The following is a 24,074-nucleotide window of genomic DNA, read 5'->3' on the forward strand; positions in this document are numbered from 1 at the left end:
CTCACTAGAGGTATAATGTTTATCCTACTGATGACATGCATAACTTGAAACTATGAAGCTGGATATTTAGAGATATTACCTTGTTAAAGGAGGAATAACATGTACATCGTCAATGTCGAAGGAGCTATTCACAGAAATGGTTACTGGTTATTGATTCGCCGAAGTGAAAAAGAAGAACATGCAAGTGGAACGCTGTCTCTTGTTGGAGGAAAGTGTGAACTTGAAGGCAACTCTACGAATATTCTCGAAAGAACATTACAACGTGAAGTGTTTGAAGAGGTAGGATTAAAAGTGAACGTGATATCTTATGTAAACAGTTCTTCATTTGTCACAGATGCTGGAGTCTATGTCATTGATATCGTGTTTTTATGTTATCCGGATTCAGGTGAACCATTTGCCAAAAGTCCGGATGAAGTAGAGGATGTGCATTGGCTGTCTACAGATGACATATTATCACACCAAGATCTGCCAGATTATTTAAAGAGAAATATAGAATTAGCTCATCAGAAGCTCTAAAAAGATGGTTGGTCTGGAAAGTTAAAATTAAACAGGCTCAGAATAAATACTGAGCCCTATTCAATACTAGAAGTTTCTATTTTTCCTCGCTTTTTTTCTAAAGTAACCGACTGTAATTCCAATAATGCCTGCAATAATGATTAGTGGAATAATAATAAACAGTACAACTCCAGATGCTCCAATCATTGAAGTTCCTCCTCTCTAATCGTTCACAATCATATTCCCCACTTGTTATTGCCAGAAAACGTTTGGATGTGTTTAATACATATAATAAACATGCACTACGATTGCTAGAGAATCGGTTGTGAATTCATAAATGTTGAACACATTTTCGTAGACTTGATAGTCATGCCCATACATTCCTACTATATATTTCATATACTAGAGTATCCTCTGAATAGAAAGGAGGGGAAATATGAATAGAAAATATAGTGACTGTAATTGCAACAAATACAATCCTTACAAGCAGGATGATCATAGTGATCATCAACAAGTGGATACGTGTAATTGTTGTGTCATTGGATTAGAGAAGACTATTATGGAGCAATTTCGTTGTGGGGATACCATTGGGATAACTCGAATTGGAGACGCATCAGCAGGAATCTTCATTGGTAGATTTAGAAGTTTGAAGCATAGTGTACTGGAAATCGACGACCTTCTTGTTCCAGGTACAACTAGTTTTGTACCGCTTTGCGATATCGATAGTATCGAGAAAGGCCTTCAGTTTCAGAATGAACCTATGAAGATTGATAAATAATGTAGCGTTTCAATAAATAGATAAAATCAACTCATCTCTAAACATCATATGTGAATCTATAGGATTGTTTGAAAGCTCAGAGAGTATCTCTGAGCTTTCTTCTATATTTCCTTTGTTTTTCTCGATTCTTGATTTTCACAGTGAATTCTTTTTCTTTATGCATAATGCTAGAAAACCTTCTTCAGAGAAGTGATTGGAAGAATTGATATTATACTCTTAATTTGAAGTAATAAAAGTATTTCCTAAGGTGGGTCCTCCCTTTCTATCATGCTAATAAATAGAATATTAGGGTAATAAAAAAATGAAATGTCTAAAATTTTTCATTACATTTTTGCAGATTGAGTATAATTTAGCATAGCCTAAACGTTTTACATACGAACGAAAAATTTTAAAGGAGGAAAAACATGCAGGAAAAGACAAAAGAATCCTTTTCAGAAAATAATAGGGGTTTGGCAAAGGAATTTAATCGAATGATCGAAGGTTTCAAAAACGGGTTGTGGAGGTATTGCCGGTATTTAACAGGTTCTCCGTGGGATGGGGAGGATTTATTTCAAGATACCATCCTAAAGGCTTTTGGAGGTTACTATCAGAGGTGGCACCCTACCAACCCGAAAGCATATTTGTATCGAATGGCGACAACCACATGGATTGACCAGTGCCGTAGAGAAAAAAGAAATGTCGGTATTCTGGAAGAAAACGTTCTCCACTATGAAGAATTATCAAATGGACTGGAGGTAGAGGAAGCCTTACACTTCCTATTTGATCTATTTTCCCCCCGACAGGTCGCAGTCTTTTTGTTAAAAGAAGTGTTCAGGTTCGATGCGAAGGAAGTGGCTGGTATGGTAAGGACGACACCTGGAGCGATTTATGCAACGGTTCGGCGTATGAAAGAGAAACTGCAATCTGTAGATGTACTTGAGAGTAGCACCATAACCCCTGTACATGATACTGATCCAATTGTTAAAGCCTATCTCAAGGCGATAAATGAGGGGGATATAGAAGCTGTTATGGCATTGTTTAGTGAAGAAGCCAACAATGAGGCCGCCCTCGGTTTCCAGGAATTCAGCAAGGACGAGATGCGTTCCGGATCGATGAAATTTGGTCTCCCTGGTATGAGGGCTTTAGAATACAACTTATGGGGACGAAGCGTCATCGTACTGCTTTCAGAGGGCGTGAACGGACCTGAAATCCATGATATCCAGTACCAGGAAGTGGAGAATGGAAAGATCGTGCACCATGTAAGCTACTATTTCAGAAAAGAATTTATTTTTGCTGCTGCTGAAGAATTGGGAATTCCGGCACAAACAAACAAGCCTGTTGTGGAATGGGGTTAATCTGCAATTGTTCAAGAAGCTAATTCAGAGAATTAGCTTCTTTTATTAAAAGATATAAAGAATCTTTGGATAATTATGTTAAAGTAAAGAGGTGTACATTATTTATAGGTATTCAGTAAGGGAGGGATCTAATGCGAATCAGGCTTACAAACGATCAGGATATTATGATCAGAAAATATACAACCGAAGATTACATCTATATACATAAACTGAACGTTGACGAACAATGGAATACCCTCGTAGAGAAGAATGAAAGCACAAAGAACGCCTGGAACAACTCCAATGTAGCCTTTGTAGCCATGCATAAAGATGAAATCATCGCGTATGTCAGAGGACTTACAGATCAATCAATCAGCCTTTATATTTGTGAACTATTGGTTAAAAAAGAGTTTCGGGGAATGGGTGTAGGTGATACCTTGCTTCAATATGTTCACAATATCTATCCCGATACTAGGATTGAGATGCTGGCAAACACTTCTTCACATACTTATTACGAACAAAAAGGATACCGCTCATTTTATGGATACAGAAAGTCATTTCAGGAGAACTAAATGTGTGGTTCACAATTAATTAATATTAAGTTGAACATAATTCAGTTTTTTGATTATTTTTCATCCTGTAAAAACACACCTTGTATCCATTTACGAGGTGTGTTTTCCATTATTGAGTTTCGGTGTTGGATTTGAAATAATTGGAATTGATTAGTGGGAGCTTCTATTCGGATTGCATGTAAATGCCTGATTTTTCATAAGATCAAGAAGGGAGGGATTGAAATGACTTGGTTTGTGGTTATGATTGTTGGAATATTACTATTTGCAATAACCATCGATATTAGGCGTAAACGGAGAGGCAATGATCGGCACACCCCAGGGATAGATCCAGGTGCTAGGCCGGGAGAAGACCGGAATTACACGATGGGTGGAGGTCGGGATTCTGGAGGAGGCACGGGACAATGATACTGTGACAACAGGAACTTTATAAATGTGCTCAGTTGGTGTTCTATTATTAATAAGCTAAATTAGAATAATAGCTTTAAGTCTGGTCACTTCTATCCAATCCAGTAAAATCCTTATCAATCTACTAAAACGAACATATAAAATAATAGAGTAATAGAATTTCATTTATGAAAGGAGGGATTATTTTTGCCCTACAACGAATGAAAATTCAAGCAACTTCTACGTCCACGATTTTTGTAGGACCAGAAGCAGCAAGGTTTATTAATGTCACTACTGCAGTTGCGGAGGCAGGTGCCACCTTGACCATTGATGCTATTGTTTTCTTTTAGGATACCGAAGCAGCTGTAACAGCTCTTCCTGCAATGGCTGCCAGTACAGTTATGTGAACGTATATATCAATGGCGCCTTTCAAATGGAAGGGATTTATATGTACCCACCTGGTGCGACCCGGGCTGGTTCTTTAGCCATCGACCTCCCGGCGGGTGGAGGTCGAATCATCCAGGGTTCTTCTGTGATCATTGAGGTATTAATTACGTCGTGAGAGGAGGATATTTACTTGGAATTAACACATACAAGGATACTGGTGAATGATTACAAAAGATGTTTTTTATTTTACAGAGACATTATGGGTTTTGAGGTTTCGTGGGGGGATGAAAACTCCTTATATGGACAATTTAAAGTTGGACATACGCATTTAGGCATATTTGAACGTAAACAGATGATGGAGGCAATTGGTGCAAATAACACTACGGAATCATACCAATTTGACCAAACAGTCATAATTTTTGAAGTTGAGAGTGTGGAAGCAACATATGAACAACTGAAAGATAAAGTTGATTTTCTAACAATACCCTTGGAAAAAGTTGAATGGGGCATGAAGGTTGCTCATTTTCGGGACCCTGAAGGTACTCTTTTAGAAATCTATGAAAATTTGTAAGGTGATGACATGTTAATCAAGAGAATCATTTGTAAAGTGAAAGACGGCCAAAGGGATTCTTTCTCTGAATATCAGCAGCAATGGAGTCGACTCAGTTCAGTGAAGGGATTCATGGGACAATTGGGAGGCTGGAAAAACAAGCAGCCGTTTGTGGCTTGTGTGTATGCATTTTGGGAAACACGTAAGGCCTATGAGATCTTTATGGAAGAAGTACATGATGTGATTTTTTCTACTTTCGGTCAAGGAAGCACCTATTCTTCTATTGATGTAGACTTATACGAGGAAGTCGGTTCAGTGTTAAAATCGGTTATTGAGATGAGAGCTGTAATGAGACAGAGCCAGTATTTTCGTGTCTCACTAGGTGTTCTGAAGGGAAATAAGAAGGCGCATTTTATCTTACAGCAGGAGCAAATCTGGAATCCTGGAATGGCTGCTACAGCAGGCATGGTAGGTGGTACATATGCGTTTTCTTTAAAGGATAAGAATCACTTTCTTGTATTAACGGGTTGGAAGGATGAGGTTTACCACCATCGATATTACGTTGATAGACGCTTTCCTGATTTATATAGGTCAGCTAACTCCTCAGAGGATGTAATTAGAATCTCAGCTGATGAGTTCAAGGTGGAAAATGCCTGGCGAGTTCTTAAGGATTTATAAAAAAGTTAGTGACGCCGCGCTTTCAGATGAAAAGGGAGTATGATACATGACAAATTTGACAGGGAAAATAGCCATTGTGACAGGGGCTAGCCGTTCGAAAGGAATTGGAGCAGCCATTTGCCGTTCTCTAGCATCTGCAGGAGCTGATATATGTTTCACTCATTGGACTTCATTTGATGAGTTCAGTGGAACGGGTGCAGACAAAGATTTTCCGCAAAAATTATGTGATGAATTACAAAATACAGGAGTTCGTGCATTTGGGAAGGAACTGGACCTGAGTGAAGAAGCATCTTCCACTAGATTGATGGATCTGGTACAGGAAATGCTTGGTTCCCCTTCAATCCTGGTGAACAACGCTACATACGAAGCTCCCTCTAACTTTCGGACATTAGATAAAACCATCTTGGATAAGCATTACCAGGTGAACAACAGCGGAACTCTTATGCTTACAATGGAGTTTGCCAGGCGGTATGAAAAAGCTTTTCCAGACAGTAGGCATGGCCGGATCATCAATTTGGTTTCTAAAGGACCCGACTCAAATAATTTAGCCTATATTGCTACAAAAGGAATGCTGATTGGCATTACAGAACCTTTATCAGTAGGTCTTGCACCTATTGGGATCACAGTGAACTCAATCGATCCCGGACCTACCGATTCCGGTTGGATCAATGATGAAATTAGAAATCATCTACTCCCATTGTTCCCTACTGGCCGAATCGGAAAGCCAGAAGATGCAGCAAGATTGATCAAGTTCTTAGCAAGTGAGGAATCCGGTTGGATCACCGGCCAATTAATCAAATCCGAAGGTGGTTTTATTGGGAAGTGATGAAGAGGGACGGGCCTTAAGATAAGGTCCGTCCCTCAAATTTGAAATTTCAGAAAATAATTTGTTGACAATACTATTTGTTAGGAATATTATTTAATTATACACTGGTCAATAAAAGGAAGTTAAATAATATGTCACCAAGAAAAGCGGTTGAACAGGAACTCACAAAGGAAATGATTATGACGGCTGCACGTGAGCTATTTCGTAAAAAAGGCTACCAGCAGGTTTCTATCCGGCAGATTGCATCTGAACTTGGATACAGCCACGGGTCCATTTATTATCATTTTAAGAATAAAGCAGACTTGTTTTATGCAATGATTGAAACAGATTTCAAACTGTTGGATCGTTGGCTTGAAGATGTGATGAATTTAAATTTGGATCATCAAGGAAAGCTAAGAGAAGTACTTCTTGCTTATATTCGGTTCGGTCTGACGCACAAAAGTCAGTATGAAATGATGTTTTTACTTTCAGATGATGAAGTGAAGAACTATGTGAGCAAGGGACCGAACGAATCTTATGAGAAATTTGCAAGTACACTCATTGAATTAACCAATCGAAAGGTCACGATTCAAGAGACATGGTCCATTTTTCTATCGTTGCACGGGTTTGTGAGTCATTACTGTCGTTGTGATGAAACGTATAATGAAGTCGAAATGCTGGCAATGATACATGTGAATTTTATCCTAAAATCATTAGGATAAAATTTTTTACATTTATTTGACCGGTGGTTAATTAATTAAGGGGGAACGAAATATGAACAAGGCTATTGTAGTCGGGGCATCTGGGGGAATGGGTTATTCACTTGTATTGGAATTGGTGAGTAGAGGAATAGAAGTCGTTGCTTTTGCCCGGGGAGAATCAAAATTAACTCAGCTGTTTGCCGGGATAGAGCTTGTTTCTATACAGGCTGGGAATGCAGAGAATAGAGAGCAGCTCATTTGTGCCTCAAAAGGGTGTGACGTAATCTTTCAAGCGATGAACCTTCCTTATGAAGAGTGGAAAGATAAGTTATTGAGTATTACATCTAATATCATAAGTGCAGCTGAAAGAAATAATGCCAAGTTGGCGGTAGTCGATAATATTTATGCTTATGGAAGAAGCAGGGGAGAAATGCTGATAGAGGATATGGAAAAAGATCCACATACACGTAAAGGTAGACTTCGATTGAAAATGGACCATTTATTAAAGAAAGCCAATGTGCCAACATTAATTTGCCATTTTCCCGACTTTTATGGACCTAACGCTACAAACACGTATATACACTATACTCTCCAACAGTTATTGAAGAAGAAGAAAGCAGGGTTTGTTGGTCCAGATCACATCCTTTGGGAATTTGTTTACACGAAAGATGGAGCAAGGATGATGGTGGACTTAGCGATTCATGATAATGTATACGGTCAAAATTGGAATATACCAGGATGTCACGCATTAACTGGAAAAGAAATCGAAAGGTTATTAAAAAACGTCCTTGGAGAAGAAAAGGAATTATATTTCATTTCGAAACCGTTGTTTACATTGTTTGCAATCTTTGCAGGAAAAGGAATGCGTGAAGCAGTGGAGATGCAATATATTAATTCTGAACCTACTATCCTATCAGGGAGAAAATTGGAGGCGTTCATGGGGAATGTCGGCATCACTTCATTTGAGCAGGGAATAAAGGAAACCATAGCGTTCATGGATGTGTAAAAAGTTCTTTAATCACTCAAAATATATGGCTTAGGTGATTTGGAAAGCAAAGAGACAAACCTTTGCTTCAAAGCTTAGGTCCGTCCCTCTTTTATCACTTCATAAGACGATCATGTAGTATATGTTGGTCAATAAATGGCATAATCGGAATGATTTCCTTTATTCCTTTTTTCTCACAGGCGTCCAATGCCAGCTCATTAAGAAGCTCTTTCTTTAAGAACGGTGCGATGGATACGATTGATTGAAGTCCGTCCCTGAGATAACCTTCTTTCGCACATGAGTGAAGAGTATTATCACTGATGAACGGTGCAAGAGAGGATAAAGAATGTAAGTCCTGTAAATGGAACTGTTTCTGCGCACAAGTATCGATGACGTCTTGATTGATAAAAGGAGCCATTGAGGCTAAGCTTTCTATTCCATTCGTTTCGAATTCCTTGTAAGCGCATTCATCAATGACAGTTTGACTGATGAAGGGAGCCATTGGTGTCAATCCCTCGATACTTCTTTCTTCAGCCTCTTTTCTGGCGCATTCATCTATCAGTTCCTGACTGATATAAGGTGCGATAGGGGCCATACCTTCAAGACCGCTCAAATGAAATTGTTTATGTGCTAATGCGTCAATTGAACTCTGATGGAGGAAAGGGGCTATTGATGAAATCTCCTCTTGAGATAGATCTTCTTCTACGTTTTGATAGAGCTTATCTGCCTGTTTCATCGTGAGTATAGGTGCAGCATGTAGGAACTCATCTTTATCGATTGATTGAGTATCAGCCAATGCTTCATTCTCGGCTAGTTCGCTCACCAGCTTTGCTCCTTTGGTATGACCTAATAATTCATCGATGGTGATATTGAAAATCCTTGCCAGTTCAGGCAGCTTGGAGATATCGGGCATGGTGTGTCCTCTTTCCCAGTTACTGATTGCTTGAAAACTAACCCCAAGCTGATCAGCAAGCCCCATTTGTGTTATGTTATTTCCCTTTCGTAACTGTACAATGCGTTTCCCAACCTTTGTCATATCAAACAATACACTCACCTCGTTTAGAAATATAATCTAAGTTTACCTTTAGCTCAGAAATTTGCCTATCAAGCATTGCTTGAAAAAGATAATTATATATCAAGTCTTGCTTGAATAGGGACGGACCTCATTTTGAGGTCCGTCCCTCTCATCAATTAGGATTCTCAATCAAAGACACCAATTCTCTAATTAAGGAGATTGAAGTAGCATGTTCAGGGTGCACCGCATAGAAGGGGCGGTGGATGATGTACGGTTCTATTGGGACAAGTTTCCCATGGAGCACTTCATCTTTGACCATGGAGCTTGAAAGAAATGCGATGCCGAGTCCCCTCACAGCAAGTTGCTTAATAAGAAAATGACTGCTAGCTTCGAGGATTTCAACAGGAACGATTCTCTCTGACTTTAAGAAATCGTCAGCATATTCCCTCGTACCGGAGCCCTGTTCCCTAAGAATGAAAGGGGAAGAATGAGGATTCATCCTACTGCTTGCAAAGAAACGGAGTTCATCCCGACTGATTACCTCTACATGAAACGGCTCCAATCCCCTCGTTCCTTCCACCAGGGCAAGATCGACTTCATTCGAATTCAGAGCTTCCACAATCGTTTCATGGTTATGTATCATTAATTGTAATTGGACTTGAGGATAAAGGACCTTAATTTTTTTTACAAAATCCGGTAGCAAAACATCGCTAACCGTATGTGTGGAACCAATCCGTAATGGGATTTCTTCTTTCTTCTCGTTGATTTGTTCCATCGACCTCCATAAGTCCATCATTTCTTTTCCTTTTTCAAACACCTGCTCTCCAGCTCGTGTCAACTCGAAATGCTGATTGGTAGATGACCGATGGATCAGTTCCGTTCTGAGGGTCTGTTCTAACTTTTTAACATGAACGCTGACGGTAGGCTGGGATAAATTCAGATATTCACTTGTTTTGGTAAAATGCTGCAGTTGAGCGAGAGTAACGAAAGTTCTGATCCAGTCCAGTTGCATAACACGCCTCCATTATAAAACGTAATCGACTATATTATCATTATTCATTTCTATTATAGCGTATATAGAGGTATAATGTTACGTGAAGGAAGTGATGTACGATATGGAATGGATATTATTTATGATAGGTGGTGCCGTCATTGGCATCATATCGGGTTTTTTTGGAATTGGAGGCGGGATTGTCCTGACGCCTACTTTACTGGTCCTTGGGTATGAACCGAGTCAGGCCATCATATTATCCTTAATGCTTACGCTTGGGTCGACGGTGACGGGAACTCTCTCTCACTTGAGGCTCCAAAATGTGAATAAGAAATTGGCTGTTCTCCTTGGGGTGTCAGGAGTGATAGGATCTGTCCTGACGGTACCATTTGTAAGATGGCTGGATTCCATCAACGGAGCATCCACATTTATTTCAATTGTCTATATTGGCATTTTAAGTTGGTTTTCTTATCAATTCTTCAGTAAACGGCAACAGGACACGAAACCAAAAGGTGCCTCTACAGCACCGGTCATCGGCTTGTTCACCGGTGTGATTTCATCCCTTATGGGAGTCAGCGGGGGCTTTGTCATGACTCCATTACTTACGAAGTGGCTAAAGCTTGATCTGAATAAAGCGATCGGCACCAGTATATCTGCTGCATCAATTATTGTATTATCAGGGATTACATCTTTTATGTACACAGGTGAGTCACTTGACTATAGACACGGTATTCTTCTTATCATCGGGGCGTTGATCGGGACACCAATCGGTTCGATCCAGCTGAAGCGATTCTCTGGTGTGATCGTCAAACGAATGTTAGCCATTCTATACATGGTAGTTGCCGTGAGCGTCGTATTCAAGATGCTGTCCATCGCAACTGTCTCGTTGGGATTGATTCTGGGAGCCGTACTCGTATTCTTCGGAATATTGATCTATTCAATGCAGCAATCCAAACGGACGGCCAACTATTAAGAGAGGTGAATAACCTCTCTTTTTTTTTGCAATTTTGTAAAACATGAAGGATATCATGTGATTGCTATCGAACCTAGTCTAAACAGAAAAGCTCACTACATACATTTTCGTTCCTGCTGTTTACTAGGTTTATTGATTAGACAATGTGTCTAATGACCAGCAAGGCCACTAACTGTAAAATTACGATGAGTCTCAAAAATTTTTAACGAAGGGTGATTCTATGAATATCAATCGTGAAAGATTAAATCGTCATCTGAAAGAGTTAGCTGAAATCGGGAAGATCGGGGAAACAGGGGTTTGCCGTTTGGCACACTCGAAGGAAGACCGGCAGGGTGTGGATTTGGTGAAAAAATGGATGCTAGATGCGGGATTAACTGCCAGGATTGATGGGTTCGGGAATCTAATTGGCAGGTTAGAAGGACGAGATAAAGAAAAACCGATTTTGATGCTTGGCTCACATATTGATTCACAGCCTTACGGGGGGAGGTTTGATGGTACTGTAGGGGCGCTGGGGGCAATTGAAGTCGTTCATAGTATGCAGGACAATGGCATAGTGCCAGAACGTACGATTGAAGTGATATGCTTCTCCGATGAAGAAGGAAGCCGTTTCAACAAAGGCATTTTTGGTGTCAGGGCGCTGGCAGGTATGCTGGAAGAAGGGGAGCTAGAGCGGAGGGACAAGAATGGAATGACCAGGCGCGAAGCATTGAAAGAGTTTGGTGTCGATACAGATGTGACAGAAAGTCCTATATACAAGAAAGGTGATATAGCTGCTTTCCTGGAACTTCATATAGAACAAGGGCCGGTCCTCGAGGGGAAAGATAGGCCGGTTGGGATCGTATCGGGAATTTCCGGACCGATATGGCTGACGGTTACACTTGAAGGATTTGCAGGACATGCAGGGTCTGTTCCGATGTCCATGAGGCAGGACGCCCTTATCGGTGCTTCACAAATCATCAGGAAATTCGACGAGCTTGTGAAGGAGGAAGGGACGGACACGACAGTGGGAACGGTAGGAAGCATGCAGGTGTTTCCGAATTCCAGGAACATTATTGCCGAAAAGGTGGAATTCACCATCGATCTTCGTGATATCGACCTTCAAGCACGAACAGAACTTGAACAGAAACTGTATCGAGTGATCGAAGAAACATCTTCAGCTCACCAACTTAAGTATGAAATTAAGGACGATACCAGAAGTGAACCGAGGTATTGTGCCGATTGGATCAAAGAAATCATGGGTGAGGAAGATGATAAGCTCGGATTCGATAGTCCAACCTTGATGAGCGGTCCGTTCCATGACGCATTGATCATGTCCTATATCAGTGATTATGGTATGATCTTTGTCCGATGCGAAAAAGGAATCAGCCATAATCCATTGGAATATGCGGAAATGGAAGATATCGAAAAGGGTGTTCAACTCTTATACGCCACTTCACTCCGCATTTGTCAGGAAACAGAGGAAAGTCATCTTGTTACTGGAGGAAACCAATCTTCTGCTTTGGATAGCACCAAATGATTTTTCTTATTCGTTCCGATCATAAGAGATCGGGACAAATATGCATGTGCACTTTAACAGGCTACCTTCATAAAAGAAGTGAAGGTAGCCTGAATCCATTATAATACCATTGTATGGTATTCATTCATGTGTGAAAAAATCAAAAAAGGAGTGCAGGGATTCATGTACACAGATCAAAAAATCACGACTTTTTTCATGTTTAACGGTAAAGCTGAAGAGGCGATGACTTTTTATACATCGATTTTCGATGATTCCGAGATCATGAATGTAATGTACCATGAGGATGGCTCCGTACTTCATGCAACGTTCATATTAAAAGGTCAAGCCTATATGGCCATCGATAATACAAATCGGGATGAGCACCAATTCTCACCAGCTATCTCTTTATTTGTTGCCTGTGATTCTGAAGATGAAATAGACCGCGTGTATGATCAATTGTCCCTGAGAGGGACAGTGCTGATGCCTTTGGAGGAATCTCCATTCAGTGAGAAATTTGCATGGGTAGAGGATCGTTTTGGTGTATCATGGCAGTTAAATCTATCTAAATGAAGAGTGATTGATTGAAAAAGTGCAATCGCTTGCGCATTCTAGAAGCTATGAGATACTATGATTTCAATCACTAAGAATTTGGAGGTCCCCATGAAAACCGAAAAACAGAAAATGCTCGAAGGAGAACTTTATGAGCCTTGGGATGCTGAATTAACGGAAGAGAGAAGACAAGCCCGTTATTTAACCAGAATGTTGAATATCACAACAGAGGAAGAAAGCGATAAGAGAATTACAGCGATTAAGAAGCTTTTTGGCTCTACTGGAGAAAACATATATTTAGAGCCAAACTTCAGATGTGATTACGGATATAACATCCACGCAGGAAATAACTTTTTTGCTAATTTTAACTGCGTAATCCTGGATGTGTGCGAAGTGCGTTTCGGCGAAAATTGCATGCTTGCACCAGGAGTACATATTTATACAGCCACACATCCCGTCAATCCCATTGAGCGGAACAAGGGTCCGGAATATGGCAAGCCTGTCTTCATCGGAGACAATTGCTGGATTGGTGGAGGGGCGATCATAAATCCAGGTGTGTCGATAGGGGATAACGTGGTGATCGCTTCAGGAGCTGTGGTTACAAAGGACGTGCCTTCCAATGTAGTGGTCGGTGGAAATCCAGCCCGAATCATTAAGGAAATTGACTTGGATGATTTGAGTTAGAAAAGTAAAAAAATCATCTAGATAATCGTATTTAACCATTTCTTAATTGAACTTCATTTGTAAATGAATAATAGGAGAGAATGCAATGATGACAGAAGTCTATTTTGTAAGACACGCACATTCTGTCTTTTCGTTAGATGAAGAAGAGACGAGAGGTTTATCTTCTAAGGGATGGGAAGATGCAAAAGAAGTCACCAAGATATTAATCGGAGAAGACATAGATTACATTGTATCAAGTCCCTATACACGGGCTATTCAAACGGTAGAAGGTCTAGCGGGAAAATTAAACAAAGAAATCATTCGAGATGAGCGTTTCAGGGAAAGGGACCTGGCTTCCAGGAGTCACCATTTTAATGACCCCATTGAGGCTATAAAACATGTTTTTGAAGATCCTTTCTTTCAATTCCCTGGGGGAGAATCCAACAAAGCTGTGAAGATGAGGGGGATTGCGGCACTAAGAGATATCATTTCGACCCATAAAGGAAAAAAGGTTGCAATAGGAATTCACGGGCATATCATGACCTGTACGATGAACTTTTTTTCAGACCAGTTCCATTTTGATTTTTGGAAAAGCACCTCAAAACCTGATATCTATAAACTTCAAATCGATGAAAACTTCGAGCTGCTTGAGTGTAAAAGACTTTGGAACAAGAAGATCGAAAAAGGTGCAAAAGCTAAATCATAACCAAAAAACTGTTGTCCATTTTTGAAAAAATTAAGTTGCTTGTCCTCACCAACCAGCCACTTCCGACATAAAGTGTTCTATGGAGGTGATGCTTTGGCAAGAAAAATACTACAATTTCTTTTTATAAGACCCGAAGAAACTCATGCCAATTTTGATTTGGGATCTCCTTCCCTATCGAATCAATACGTTGCACAATTTGGGGTAGCGCTGAGGCCCCATGTAAAGGTAAGAAACAATGCTTATAAGATCAACAGTCCATACTGAAATAATTGAAGCGGTCTCAGTATGGTACTCCGCCGGTCGACAAGTTCAATGATGATGAATAAAGCGAATAAGAACGTGTTCTGGGTAATAAAATATAGAGAGAAGTTTTGACAACCCTATTAGAAAGTTCCCTCCATAAACATATAGAATCGTGCGTAAAAAAATGTTTCCCCGCTCAATAGCAGGGAACATTTTTTTGTTTGATAATAGAAAAATGATAGGATAGTGTCCAATCATGCTTGTCTGAATGTGAATATAGTACTATATGTCTATTCTATTGTAAGGAGGAAGTTTATTGAAAACCATCATGATTGATCCAGGACATGGAGGATCTGATCCAGGTGCTAGTTATAAAGGGAGCGAAGAGAAGACATTTAATTTATTAACGGCATTAAAGGTTAAAGAATATTTATTGGCCAATTATATAGTAAATGTTTTAATGACGAGAACAGGAGATCAGACTTTGTCCTTAACTGAAAGGTCGAACCTCGCCAATCGTTCCAATCTTGATTTTTATTTGTCCATTCACCATAATGCTGGAGGTGGTAGTGGATTTGAAAGCTATATATACAACGGCCCAATACTTCCCGAAACACTAAACTATCAGGAAGCAATCCATAGTGAAGTGGTGGCAGCCGTTCAGCCATTCAAGATCATCGATAGGGGTGAAAAGAGAGCGAATTTCCATGTGCTTCGTGAAACGAAAATGCCATCAGTGCTTGTCGAAGTCTTGTTTGTTGATAACCCTGAAGATCTTGCTCATTTAAAGAATGAGCAATTCAGGCAGAAAGTAGCGATTGGACTTTCAAAAGGTATAGCGAAAGCATTGTCCCTGCCGGTAAAGGAATCAGGTATTAAGCAACTCTTTAAAGTTATTGCAGGTTCGTTTACGGAACGTAAGAATGCTGAAATCCGTGTGAATGAGTTGAAAGAGGGAGGGATTGAATCATTTATCGATACCGTAAAGATTTCAGGAAAGACCTATTACAGGGTCCAAACGGGTGCTTTTTCCGAACGGGTTAACGCAGAAGAACAAGTAAAATCATTAGAACGTATTGGAATCCAAGCCTTCATTTTGGCAGAAGGGGCTACACCACCTCCCAATCCTACTGAACCACCACCAACCGAACCTCCAAAACCTACCCAGCCTCCACAGCCGCCAGGTGTCGATTATTCCATATTAGGAACTTCAGTAGTCCAAGCCCAGCAATTGGATGATTTCGCCAGAACCATTAACCCTGCCGCACCTTTACTGGGGAAATTCTATATTTCTTACGGTGATCTTTACGGAATCAGGGGAGATATAGCATTTGCGCAAGCGATACACGAAACGAATTACTTTAGATTCACTGGTCAAGTAAAGCCTGGTCAAAATAATTATGCGGGGATCGGCACAACCGGACCCGGAAACGATGGTGCCACTTTCGCTACCCCGGAGAAGGGTGTTCTGGCCCATATTCAGCATCTATACGCTTATGCATCCACAAGTCCACTCCCTGATGGGCAAACACTGGTCGATCCCCGATTTACATTGGTGACCAGAGGAACTGCCAGAAACTGGACCGATTTAAATGGGAAATGGGCTGTACCAGGAACCACCTATGGTCAAAGCATCTTGAGAGTGTATAAAAAGAATGTGGAAAATGCTCTGGCAGGAATAGAAATTCAAAGAAAAATGCTCAACAATGTACTGGTAAAATTAAATGAGTCTTGAAAGCAGAGTGTTGTAGCATAGGCACGCCAATTTATTTTATAAAACATCTCCCCTCCGTAAATACTAAACGTATGTTCGGGAGGTGAATAAAATGAATGAAAAGAATTTTGAACAAATTTATGAGGAATATAAGCAGCAGGGGAAAGTCCAGGCTAAGCTTGAGATGGCTGAAGAACTTACTACAGGAGCCGAACATATCATTGCTGTCCGAAGGAATAGTGATGATGACCTTATCGCTTTCAAAACCGAGAGTGGAAGGGAACTTGATTATGTCACGGCACTGGAGGAAGCAAAAGCCGGAAAAATCGCTCATGTCGATGTCATTCATCGTTATGGGAGGGACGTTCTCCGTAGTGAGCCTGATGGGGTGAAAGAGAATAATCTAGGAGAGCTGCCTTCTTTCTAATCCACAAACAAAAAACGAGCATAACCATTTATGGTTCATGCTCGTTTTTGTATTTCATAGAGGGACGGACCTACCCTCAATAATCGATGAGTGGTTATCATGATGATGTTATTCATTCAATTTGACGCTTCAATAAGTAAGATCCGTTCTATAGTAGTGGCCAAAAGGCTGATGTCAGTATATATTTCCACTTTCATTGATTCCACATAGGTAATCTGAAAGCTCGCCGTGTCGGAATGGTAAGTAACCGTCATAACAGGTGTGTGCTCATGATCGGAAATCGTATGAACAATCTCACTTTCTTTGAATTCTTTCAAAGTCTTAAGCATGGTCTCGATATTTTTTAATGACATTTTACATGTCTCCCTTCTACTGCTTCAAGGGATTGACTAAATACAGTCTCATAGACCCGTTGAATCCTAATTATAGCATAAATAACACCTATTAGAAACAAGTGTTCTGAATACATGTGGAAATGGGCCATACATCACGTTATCCAAACGTATACCTCCTTGTAGCGAATCATATGATGTAATAATAAGGAGGTAGGTTTAAATGAAGTATCGATTCATTAGAGATGCCCCTTCTGAGTTGAAATATCCAGATGATATGCTTTCTATTATTAGAAAAGGATTAAATCCCTCATTACCAAAAAAAGTAATCATCATCGGGGCAGGTATGAGCGGATTGGTTGCAGGCTCAATCCTCCTTAAGGCCGGGCATGATGTGACCATTTTAGAAGGGAATAAACGGATCGGTGGGAGGGTATATACAGTCCGTAAACCGTTTACCAAAGGGAATTACCTGGATGCTGGAGCTATGAGGATTCCGGATAATCATCATTTGGTATTTGAGTATATCCATAAATTCAAACTTCCATTTCAGCCCTTTCTAAATTCTTCACCAAGAGATCTTCTTCTAGTGAATAACATTTTAGTGACGAGAAAACAGTATGAAGAAGATCCAGATATCCTCCAATATCCCCTCCCTGAAGAAGAAAAGGGAAAAACTGCTTCTGAACTGTTTTTGGAAGCGACCAAACCCTTTGTGGAGCTGTATAAGAAAAGTGAACATGAAGAACAACTAAACTTGATAAAGAAATACTCTCATTATTCGATGGGACAATTTTTATCTAATAATCCGTTTGGGAAATCATTATCATTAAATGCAATACGAAAAATCAATGTCATTCTTGGAATAGAAGGATTCCCTGAATTTTCATTTGTCGATATATTAAAAGATATAATATTCCCGATTTTCAGGAAAGAAACAAAGTTTTATGAAATAACGGGAGGAAATGACCGTTTACCTTATTCTTTAGCTGGAGAAATTCAATCTCATATTTTACTGAACCAAAAAGTCATCCAAATCATCCAGTCTGGGTCGGGAGTTACCGTTCACACAACAAACTTAAAGAATGGAACACGCGGAGAATTCGAAGGTGACTATGTGATAGTCACTGTACCTTTTACCGTGTTTCAATTCATAGAAGTTGTACCTTATAACTCCATTTCGTTTAAAAAGTGGCAGGGCATCCGTGAAGTGACCAATGTACCTGCGGTAAAGGTCGGGATTGAATTCAGGAGTCGCTTCTGGGAAGAACTGAATTATGGGAATATTATATCGGATCTCCCCACCCGGTTTACCTACATGCCAAGTCATGATATAGGCACTAATATGCCGGGTGTCATGCTTGCTAGTTACAGTTGGGGACAGAACGCACTTTTATGGAACAGTAAATCAAAAGAAGCAATCATTAGTGAGGTTCTAGAGGATTTGTCAAAGGTATATGGAAATCGAGTCTACACAGAGATTCTTAATTATTTTGTATATAATTGGAGTAAGAATCCATTCTCAGCAGGATGTTTCACTCTTTATACACCTGGTCAGGCAGCCGACATTGGAGATTACATGCGAACACCTGAAGGAAGAATTCATTTTGCTGGAGAACACACCTCTTCTTTTCATGGATGGATGGAAGGGGCAGTTGAATCAGGTGTAAGGGCTGCCTATGAAGTGAATGAAAGGTAACAATCAAAAAAAACAGGTCAATGTGTATTTTTTGTTTTTACAGCTTGGTTGCGAAAATATCTTTTAGAACATAATGAAACGTAGATTGATAGGAAATCCGACCGAATCCCTGAAAAATCCTTCTACTCAACCCATCATCTGCATAAAGTTAATTATCAAATACTTTATATAGGGGTACTGATGATGTCATATAAGTCTCGAAATAATAATAGTTTAGTCCCACTAGTATTCGTCTCTATGAAAGCCGTCATCCGGATTGTGTTGATAGGCATTATCCTCATGTATTTAATGGTTTGGCTGATATCATCGACGGCCATTAAATTGAGGGTGGATAGCATATTTTATACTTCGGTATCTGAATTGGTACCAAAGGAAACCTTTCTTATGCTGCTGTCACAGGAGATGACAGGATTGCGCATCGAGAATAAAGAGGCAATGAATAGTGACTTCGATTGGCTGGAAAGCGTTACGAATGTCTCTCTCCTCGATCCCAGAAGTCTATTTGGTCGGGAGATACCAGGCATTGAAAATTATCATACTCACATAGCAGTTGCCGGGAAAGGGACGGACATCACGAATCTTCCGAACGAATCACCTGCACCAACGGAAGACCAGTTAAAAGATCAGGAAATCGACCAAAGCCAAATTGATGAAGCGAATCATGACTCCGGAAATGGAGTGCAGGAGATTGAGAATAAATCGGTCTTTATTTATCATTCTCACAGCTGGGAAGCTTTCAGTCCTTTAATCAAAAACAATGACTCGAAAGATCCTGCCAGTACAAATGAGAAAGTAAACGTTATTGCGGTCGGGTCGAAGTTAAAACAAGAGCTTGAATCTCGGGGAATTGGAGTGGTTCATGATAAGACAGATGTAAACCAGGCATTAAAAAATAAGTCTTGGACGTATTTCGAATCCTATAAGCTTTCAAGAGGATTGGTTCAGGAAGCCATAGCACAGGATGATAACCTGAACTATTTAATTGATATACATCGTGATTCCATGCCAAGAGACATTACAACTAAAACCATCAACGGTAAGAGCTATGCCCGATTATTTTTTATCGTAGGGAAAGAAAATAAAAACTATGAAAAGAACTTGAAAATCGCGAAAGAATTAAATGCTAAATTAGAAGAGAAATATCCAGGCATCAGTCGCGGAGTTTTTGTTAAAACGAGGGCGGAAGGAAATGGAGTCTATAATCAGGACTTAACGGAACGTGCCATGCTCCTTGAATTTGGCGGTGTGGAAAATAACTTAGTAGAATTATATAATTCCACCGAAGCATTTGCGGAAATCTTTGCATCATACTATAAGAAAGATGCCGTTGAAGTAAATGCACAATGAGATCCCGTTTGAATGACAATGCTGAACAATAAGAAGCACCAATCCACCTTGGATTGGTGCTTCTTTAGCTACTTTTCCTCCCAATATTCTTCCAATGAATCGAACCAACATCATTATGGGGGTGACAATTATTTTGGATACATTGATACTCTTCTTCAAGTTCCTCTAAGCTCAATTCAAATAGCTGTTTGTCACCTTTTTTGAAAAAGTTGTGGACGATTAATTTGTTCACTAATTCGTTTCTTCGTTCCTGTTTGGATCCTTGAAGGATTTTCCCCATTTTAATCACTCCTATTGTTATGTCTGAGAATAGAAGAAGAGGCTACCTAATGAAAAAGCCCACTTCCTAAAGAATAAGAAGAAGGCTTTGCGTAACTTCGACTCATCTTTCAAGACAATGCTTGTGGAATTAGCACAGTGTTCTACCGGGTAGAATCTGTTGCTGAGGCTTCATCGGGCCAGTCCCTCTGCCTCTCTGGATAAGTAGTATATGGAAATGATATGTCATACATATTATAAAGTTGATTATTCATATTTGTCAACTGGGTATTAAAACGGTGTCGTTTCACAATATCTTTTAAATACTCCTCTCTCTATACATATTCATGATGTTTGAACAGGCAAAAGCAGAGTTCTTCCATACAATAATAATAGTATTATATTACTTTATTTTTAGGGAGGAGAAACATTTTGAAGAGAAAATATGTTAACGAAAAACTTCCTATTCTTCGAAAAGGCAATAGCTCTTTGAGAGGAAAGGTTCCATCCTTTCCAGAAGGGTGTGACTTTTATCCATTTAAATGTGATTGTCCCCCTGGTCCACCTGGACCTCAAGGAGAACAGGGGCCTCAAGGAGAACAGGGACCTCAAGGGGAACAGGGGCCTCAAGGGGAACAGGGACCTCAAGGAGAACAGGGACCTCAAGGGGAACAGGGACCCTTTGGGACTTTTTCACCAATATATGGAAACATTTTCGATGATGACGAGCAACTATTGGAGCAAAATGGAAATAGATTGGTTCGTTTCAATCAATTTGATCAGCCGGAGTCAGTCCTGGTGGGTGGAATTACGGCAACGACTAATTCTCTAACTGTACCCGAAGATGGAGATTATGCAGTACTTTGGCAAACAGTCTTCTTACCGGTACCCGGGAGTCAACATGCTGCATTTGGGATATTTGTAAATGGAACACTTGCTGATGCAACTAGGTCAGGGTTGGCTGTGTTTTCTGGTCAAGAAATAAGCGTAAGTGCATCAGTGGCTATTCTAAGTCTTACTGGTGGACAAACATTGACCCTTCGACTTCTTATCCCGGATAATAGTTCACAGACAACTGTTAGATTAGCTTCGACGGTACAGTATCCTGGCGCGGATCAACCCATCAACAGTGCGTCCTTAAGGGTTTTTAAATTAGGGCCTACCTTTATGATGTAGCGTAGTAAGGGAATAGCTAAACAGGTATATTATACGCAAGGAGAAGAACCCGTTTTTAAGGGAGTGTGTCTCAACTATTTGACCAGTCCAATGAATGTTTTACCAGGTACGGGAGTTCAAATGATCTCCCGTATTTGTAAGCTCCTTAACATTTTTAGGAAAAGAAGAAGACAATGTATCCAGTATATTAGATAAATATAATTTGAAAATAAATATGTTGTCAGGAGAATTTTCTTATTTCTGTCAAATATTTTTTTTGTATTCACTTTTAAACATGATAATCTGTATACATAAACGAAATGTATGGAGTGAATGGTATGAAAACAGTGGTTGTCGTAGGCGGGGGAATTACAGGTTTAACGGCACTGTATCACCTACATAAAATGTCAAAAGAACATAAATCTGAATTAAAGTTACTGTTAATCGAACGAGATCACAATCTTGGTGGAAAGATCAGAACTGTAGAAGAAGGAGATTACATAATTGAAACAGGGGCGGATTCAATAGTTGCCCGCCATGAGGCAGTCCTTCCTTTGGTCGAGGAACTTCAACTACAAGATGAGCTCGTTTACAACGAAACCGGGACATCCTACATATATACAAATGGAGAATTGCATAAAATTCCAGTTGATTCAATCTTCGGTATTCCTATGAATGTGGAGGCATTGGGGGAAAGTACCCTGATCTCTGAAGATGGGAAGAAGGCTGCGCTTCTGGATCTGGAGACTAATAATTCCCGGTTTACCAAGGAAAGTTCTATTGGAGAATTTTTGGAAGCTTTCCTGGGAAGAGAACTGGTTGAAAACCAGATTGCGCCTGTATTATCCGGGGTTTATTCTGGAGACTTGTATAAACTGACCTTGGCTTCTACTTTACCCTATCTACTCGACTATAAAAATGAATACGGAAGCATTATTAAAGGATTATCTGCAAATAAACTGAAATTTAAAGGTGCTTCCAATAAAAAATTCGTATCTTTCAATAAAGGCTTAGCCAAAATCATTGACCGTTTAGAAGAAGAGTGCTCGGATGCCACCATTCTAAAAGGTGCAGAAACAACCAAACTAAGAAAGGTCGGTGACAAGTACGAGCTGTCGATAAATGGACATGAAGACATCCATGCTGACTATGTCATTTTGGCTACTCCACACGATATAACACAACGAATCCTGGAACAGGAATCATTGGATCGTGACTTCAATCAATTAAAAAACTCATCCCTGATATCCATTTACCTAGCTTTCGATGTACGTGATGAGGAACTGCCTGCGGATGGCACTGGATTTATTGTATCCGATGAAAGGGACGTGAAGTGTGATGCATGTACTTGGAGTAGTCGTAAATGGAAACACACATCCCGAAACCAGAATCTCCTAGTGAGACTCTTTTATAAGAGTTCAAACAGCCAATATGATACATTAAAGAATTTGAACAACGAAGAATTGACACGAGTCGCACTCGAAGATATAAGAAAGAGCATCGGAATTTATGCAGAACCTATCACCGTTGAAGTAACCAATTGGAAAAATCTGATGCCCAATTACCTACTTGGGCACAATCAATCCGTGAATTCATTAGAGCAAACACTCTTAAAAGAGATGCCAAATGTGGCATTGGCCGGAGCATCATATTACGGAGTGGGAATTGGAGCTTGTATTCAAAACGGAAAGGAAACAGCCGAAACCATAATAAATGATATCATCAAAAGAGCATGATCCTCTGGATCATGCTCTTTTAGTTGACAGTGTAAAAAAATATGAAATGAAGTTATGTAGGTCATACCATCTTATACCTTCCTGGCAATCTCCAACCCTAATTGATCCAATGCATAATTCATTCCTTGCTGAAGGAGGGAGAAGCAGGGGATGTGATTCATTCGAAAGCCACTTTGAGTCACTTTCATACTTAATTCTGTTGAAATCCCAACAAGCAAACAAGTGGTTCCTAAAAGGGAAGAAGCTCCCACAAATTTTTGTATGAATGTGAGAGTATAGTCGTCAACCCAGCTGAGACTGGTCAAATCGATAATTAAGAAATCAGCATTATACCTCGGAAGATTGAGAAGTGTTTTGTTTAGTAATTCTTCCGCTCTGATTTCGTTATAGCGCCCAACAAGGGGAACAACGAGAATGGAATCCAACACCGGAATGATTGGAGAAGAAATTTCTTTAATGATTTCGGATAATACTTCTGTTCTCTGATTGGTTATCCGCTCCAATTCTTTTTGTGCGGCTGCTGTCTGTTCTTCCAATAATGCTTTCACGTTCAAAGAGGGGGAAATATCAGATGGATAAAACTCATATACACTGCAATCGTCCCCGCTAATCTGACTTTTGACAACTCTGTACCATACATTGGACCCGAATATACCGGTCAGAACCCCAGCCCAATGACCGGGCATGAAAGTTCCTTCTGCGTCTTTTCCTTGAGCTACGTTCACTTTGTATTCCCATCCATTACAAAATTGCACAACTGCTGTTTGATCTTCAATAGAATAAGAGACTATTTCTGTAATCCCCCATCCGGCTGTCACATATGTATTCGGCAGTTTATCGAGAATCTTCTCAGGTTTTCCGATCGATTTTAAATAGAAGTCACTGACGATAAGTCCGGTTCGGTATCCTGCGGTTTCAAGGACCAATCTTGCTTCTTTCTCACCAGCAATCTCTTCAATTGAATCAATTAGTGTTTTAAATGCTGTATTCACCCAGAAAGATACAACTTCATCATTTTCAAACGTAAAGGAACCATTTTCTAGGTCCCATTCAAATAATGAACCATTCACATCAATATCATATCTCGACATCACCAATACCCCCATCAAACCAACTTGTGTAA

27 protein-coding genes and 1 riboswitch are annotated in these 24,074 nt (G+C 40.0%); of the genes, 22 read left to right on the top strand and 5 right to left on the bottom strand.

Translation table 11 applies throughout. The features are described 5' to 3' along the window. The first annotated feature begins 99 nt into the window (after positions 1-99). The 11 genes from ACIGG7_RS14580 to ACIGG7_RS14630 all read left to right on the top strand — a co-directional run bounded on the left by ACIGG7_RS14580 (position 100) and on the right by ACIGG7_RS14630 (position 7,669). Positions 100-516: an NUDIX domain-containing protein gene (locus ACIGG7_RS14580; protein ID WP_397550090.1), complete on the top strand. Its 417-nt coding sequence runs from the start codon at positions 100-102 to the stop codon at positions 514-516. A 415-nt stretch (positions 517-931) separates the two neighbouring features. Beyond that, positions 932-1,273: a hypothetical protein gene (locus ACIGG7_RS14585; protein WP_397550091.1), complete on the top strand. Its 342-nt coding sequence runs from the start codon at positions 932-934 to the stop codon at positions 1,271-1,273. Between the two features lie 404 nt (positions 1,274-1,677). After that, positions 1,678-2,607: a sigma-70 family RNA polymerase sigma factor gene (locus ACIGG7_RS14590; RefSeq protein ID WP_397550092.1), complete on the top strand. Its 930-nt coding sequence runs from the start codon at positions 1,678-1,680 to the stop codon at positions 2,605-2,607. 131 nt (positions 2,608-2,738) lie between these two features. Continuing rightward, complete coding sequence (locus ACIGG7_RS14595) at positions 2,739-3,158, top strand: GNAT family N-acetyltransferase (protein WP_397550093.1); 420 nt, start codon at positions 2,739-2,741, stop codon at positions 3,156-3,158. A gap of 222 nt (positions 3,159-3,380) precedes the next feature. Beyond that, positions 3,381-3,563: a hypothetical protein gene (locus ACIGG7_RS14600; RefSeq protein ID WP_397550094.1), complete on the top strand. Its 183-nt coding sequence runs from the start codon at positions 3,381-3,383 to the stop codon at positions 3,561-3,563. 427 nt (positions 3,564-3,990) lie between these two features. Next, a complete protein-coding gene (locus tag ACIGG7_RS14605; protein WP_224940879.1) occupies positions 3,991-4,104 on the top strand; it encodes a hypothetical protein in 114 nt (37 codons plus the stop codon). A 15-nt stretch (positions 4,105-4,119) separates the two neighbouring features. Next, a complete protein-coding gene (locus ACIGG7_RS14610) occupies positions 4,120-4,500 on the top strand; it encodes a VOC family protein (RefSeq protein WP_397550095.1) in 381 nt (126 codons plus the stop codon). Positions 4,501-4,509: 9 nt separating this feature from the next. Further along, positions 4,510-5,157 carry a YdbC family protein gene (locus ACIGG7_RS14615; protein ID WP_397550096.1) on the top strand — a complete coding sequence of 216 codons (648 nt, stop codon included), beginning with the start codon at positions 4,510-4,512 and terminating at the stop codon, positions 5,155-5,157. Positions 5,158-5,203: 46 nt separating this feature from the next. Beyond that, positions 5,204-5,983: an SDR family oxidoreductase gene (locus ACIGG7_RS14620; RefSeq protein ID WP_397550097.1), complete on the top strand. Its 780-nt coding sequence runs from the start codon at positions 5,204-5,206 to the stop codon at positions 5,981-5,983. A gap of 131 nt (positions 5,984-6,114) precedes the next feature. Next, on the top strand, positions 6,115-6,684 hold the full coding sequence (locus tag ACIGG7_RS14625) for a TetR/AcrR family transcriptional regulator (protein WP_224940875.1): 570 nt from the start codon (positions 6,115-6,117) through the stop codon (positions 6,682-6,684). Between the two features lie 52 nt (positions 6,685-6,736). Continuing rightward, positions 6,737-7,669: an NAD(P)H-binding protein gene (locus tag ACIGG7_RS14630; RefSeq protein ID WP_397550098.1), complete on the top strand. Its 933-nt coding sequence runs from the start codon at positions 6,737-6,739 to the stop codon at positions 7,667-7,669. A gap of 94 nt (positions 7,670-7,763) precedes the next feature. On the opposite strand, the gene ACIGG7_RS14635 is transcribed toward ACIGG7_RS14630, so the two are convergent. Continuing rightward, a complete protein-coding gene (locus ACIGG7_RS14635) occupies positions 7,764-8,684 on the bottom strand; it encodes a helix-turn-helix domain-containing protein (protein WP_397550357.1) in 921 nt (306 codons plus the stop codon). Between the two features lie 151 nt (positions 8,685-8,835). Then, positions 8,836-9,675 carry a LysR family transcriptional regulator gene (locus tag ACIGG7_RS14640; protein WP_397550099.1) on the bottom strand — a complete coding sequence of 280 codons (840 nt, stop codon included), beginning with the start codon at positions 9,673-9,675 and terminating at the stop codon, positions 8,836-8,838. Positions 9,676-9,757: 82 nt separating this feature from the next. Here ACIGG7_RS14640 and ACIGG7_RS14645 point away from each other — a divergent pair, with 82 nt between their 5' ends. From ACIGG7_RS14645 to ACIGG7_RS14675, 7 genes are all read left to right on the top strand, one after another. Then, on the top strand, positions 9,758-10,627 hold the full coding sequence (locus ACIGG7_RS14645; RefSeq protein WP_397550100.1) for a sulfite exporter TauE/SafE family protein: 870 nt from the start codon (positions 9,758-9,760) through the stop codon (positions 10,625-10,627). 220 nt (positions 10,628-10,847) lie between these two features. Next, positions 10,848-12,143, top strand: coding sequence for a M20 family metallo-hydrolase (locus tag ACIGG7_RS14650; RefSeq protein WP_397550101.1), 1,296 nt, complete (start codon positions 10,848-10,850; stop codon positions 12,141-12,143). A 162-nt stretch (positions 12,144-12,305) separates the two neighbouring features. Further along, positions 12,306-12,692: a VOC family protein gene (locus ACIGG7_RS14655; RefSeq protein WP_397550102.1), complete on the top strand. Its 387-nt coding sequence runs from the start codon at positions 12,306-12,308 to the stop codon at positions 12,690-12,692. A gap of 90 nt (positions 12,693-12,782) precedes the next feature. Next, positions 12,783-13,355: a sugar O-acetyltransferase gene (locus tag ACIGG7_RS14660; protein WP_224940869.1), complete on the top strand. Its 573-nt coding sequence runs from the start codon at positions 12,783-12,785 to the stop codon at positions 13,353-13,355. 85 nt (positions 13,356-13,440) lie between these two features. After that, complete coding sequence (locus ACIGG7_RS14665; protein ID WP_397550103.1) at positions 13,441-14,040, top strand: histidine phosphatase family protein; 600 nt, start codon at positions 13,441-13,443, stop codon at positions 14,038-14,040. Between the two features lie 559 nt (positions 14,041-14,599). Next, positions 14,600-16,018, top strand: coding sequence for an N-acetylmuramoyl-L-alanine amidase (locus ACIGG7_RS14670; RefSeq protein ID WP_397550104.1), 1,419 nt, complete (start codon positions 14,600-14,602; stop codon positions 16,016-16,018). 91 nt (positions 16,019-16,109) lie between these two features. Beyond that, a complete protein-coding gene (locus tag ACIGG7_RS14675; RefSeq protein ID WP_397550105.1) occupies positions 16,110-16,424 on the top strand; it encodes a DUF3892 domain-containing protein in 315 nt (104 codons plus the stop codon). Between the two features lie 116 nt (positions 16,425-16,540). Here the strand turns inward: ACIGG7_RS14675 and ACIGG7_RS14680 are convergent, their stop codons facing one another. Beyond that, complete coding sequence (locus ACIGG7_RS14680; protein WP_397550106.1) at positions 16,541-16,777, bottom strand: hypothetical protein; 237 nt, start codon at positions 16,775-16,777, stop codon at positions 16,541-16,543. Between the two features lie 202 nt (positions 16,778-16,979). Between ACIGG7_RS14680 and ACIGG7_RS14685 the strand changes: the two genes are divergently transcribed. Together ACIGG7_RS14685 and spoIIP are read left to right on the top strand one after the other, a co-directional pair. Then, a complete protein-coding gene (locus ACIGG7_RS14685) occupies positions 16,980-18,455 on the top strand; it encodes a flavin monoamine oxidase family protein (protein ID WP_397550107.1) in 1,476 nt (491 codons plus the stop codon). Positions 18,456-18,635: 180 nt separating this feature from the next. After that, positions 18,636-19,802, top strand: a complete 1,167-nt coding sequence (gene spoIIP, locus ACIGG7_RS14690) for a stage II sporulation protein P (protein WP_397550108.1) — start codon at positions 18,636-18,638, stop codon at positions 19,800-19,802. Positions 19,803-19,866: 64 nt separating this feature from the next. Here the strand turns inward: spoIIP and fbpA are convergent, their stop codons facing one another. Next, positions 19,867-20,082 (bottom strand): Fur-regulated basic protein FbpA, encoded by a 216-nt coding sequence (gene fbpA / locus ACIGG7_RS14695; RefSeq protein ID WP_397550109.1) that lies wholly within the window; start codon positions 20,080-20,082, stop codon positions 19,867-19,869. A gap of 99 nt (positions 20,083-20,181) precedes the next feature. Beyond that, a riboswitch (SAM riboswitch) is annotated at positions 20,182-20,288 on the bottom strand. Between the two features lie 204 nt (positions 20,289-20,492). On the opposite strand from fbpA, the gene ACIGG7_RS14700 reads away from it, so the two are divergent. Then, positions 20,493-21,236: a hypothetical protein gene (locus ACIGG7_RS14700; protein ID WP_397550110.1), complete on the top strand. Its 744-nt coding sequence runs from the start codon at positions 20,493-20,495 to the stop codon at positions 21,234-21,236. A gap of 317 nt (positions 21,237-21,553) precedes the next feature. Further along, positions 21,554-22,951, top strand: coding sequence for a protoporphyrinogen oxidase (locus ACIGG7_RS14705; protein WP_397550111.1), 1,398 nt, complete (start codon positions 21,554-21,556; stop codon positions 22,949-22,951). A gap of 71 nt (positions 22,952-23,022) precedes the next feature. On the opposite strand, the gene ACIGG7_RS14710 is transcribed toward ACIGG7_RS14705, so the two are convergent. Further along, the gene (locus tag ACIGG7_RS14710) at positions 23,023-24,042 is read right to left on the bottom strand and encodes an STAS domain-containing protein (RefSeq protein WP_397550112.1); all 1,020 of its coding nucleotides are present in this window, start codon (positions 24,040-24,042) and stop codon (positions 23,023-23,025) included. Positions 24,043-24,074: the final 32 nt, after the last annotated feature.

The sequence above is a fragment of the Rossellomorea sp. NPDC077527 genome (assembly GCF_044542955.1).
Taxonomy (GTDB): domain Bacteria; phylum Bacillota; class Bacilli; order Bacillales; family Bacillaceae_B; genus Rossellomorea; species Rossellomorea aquimaris_E.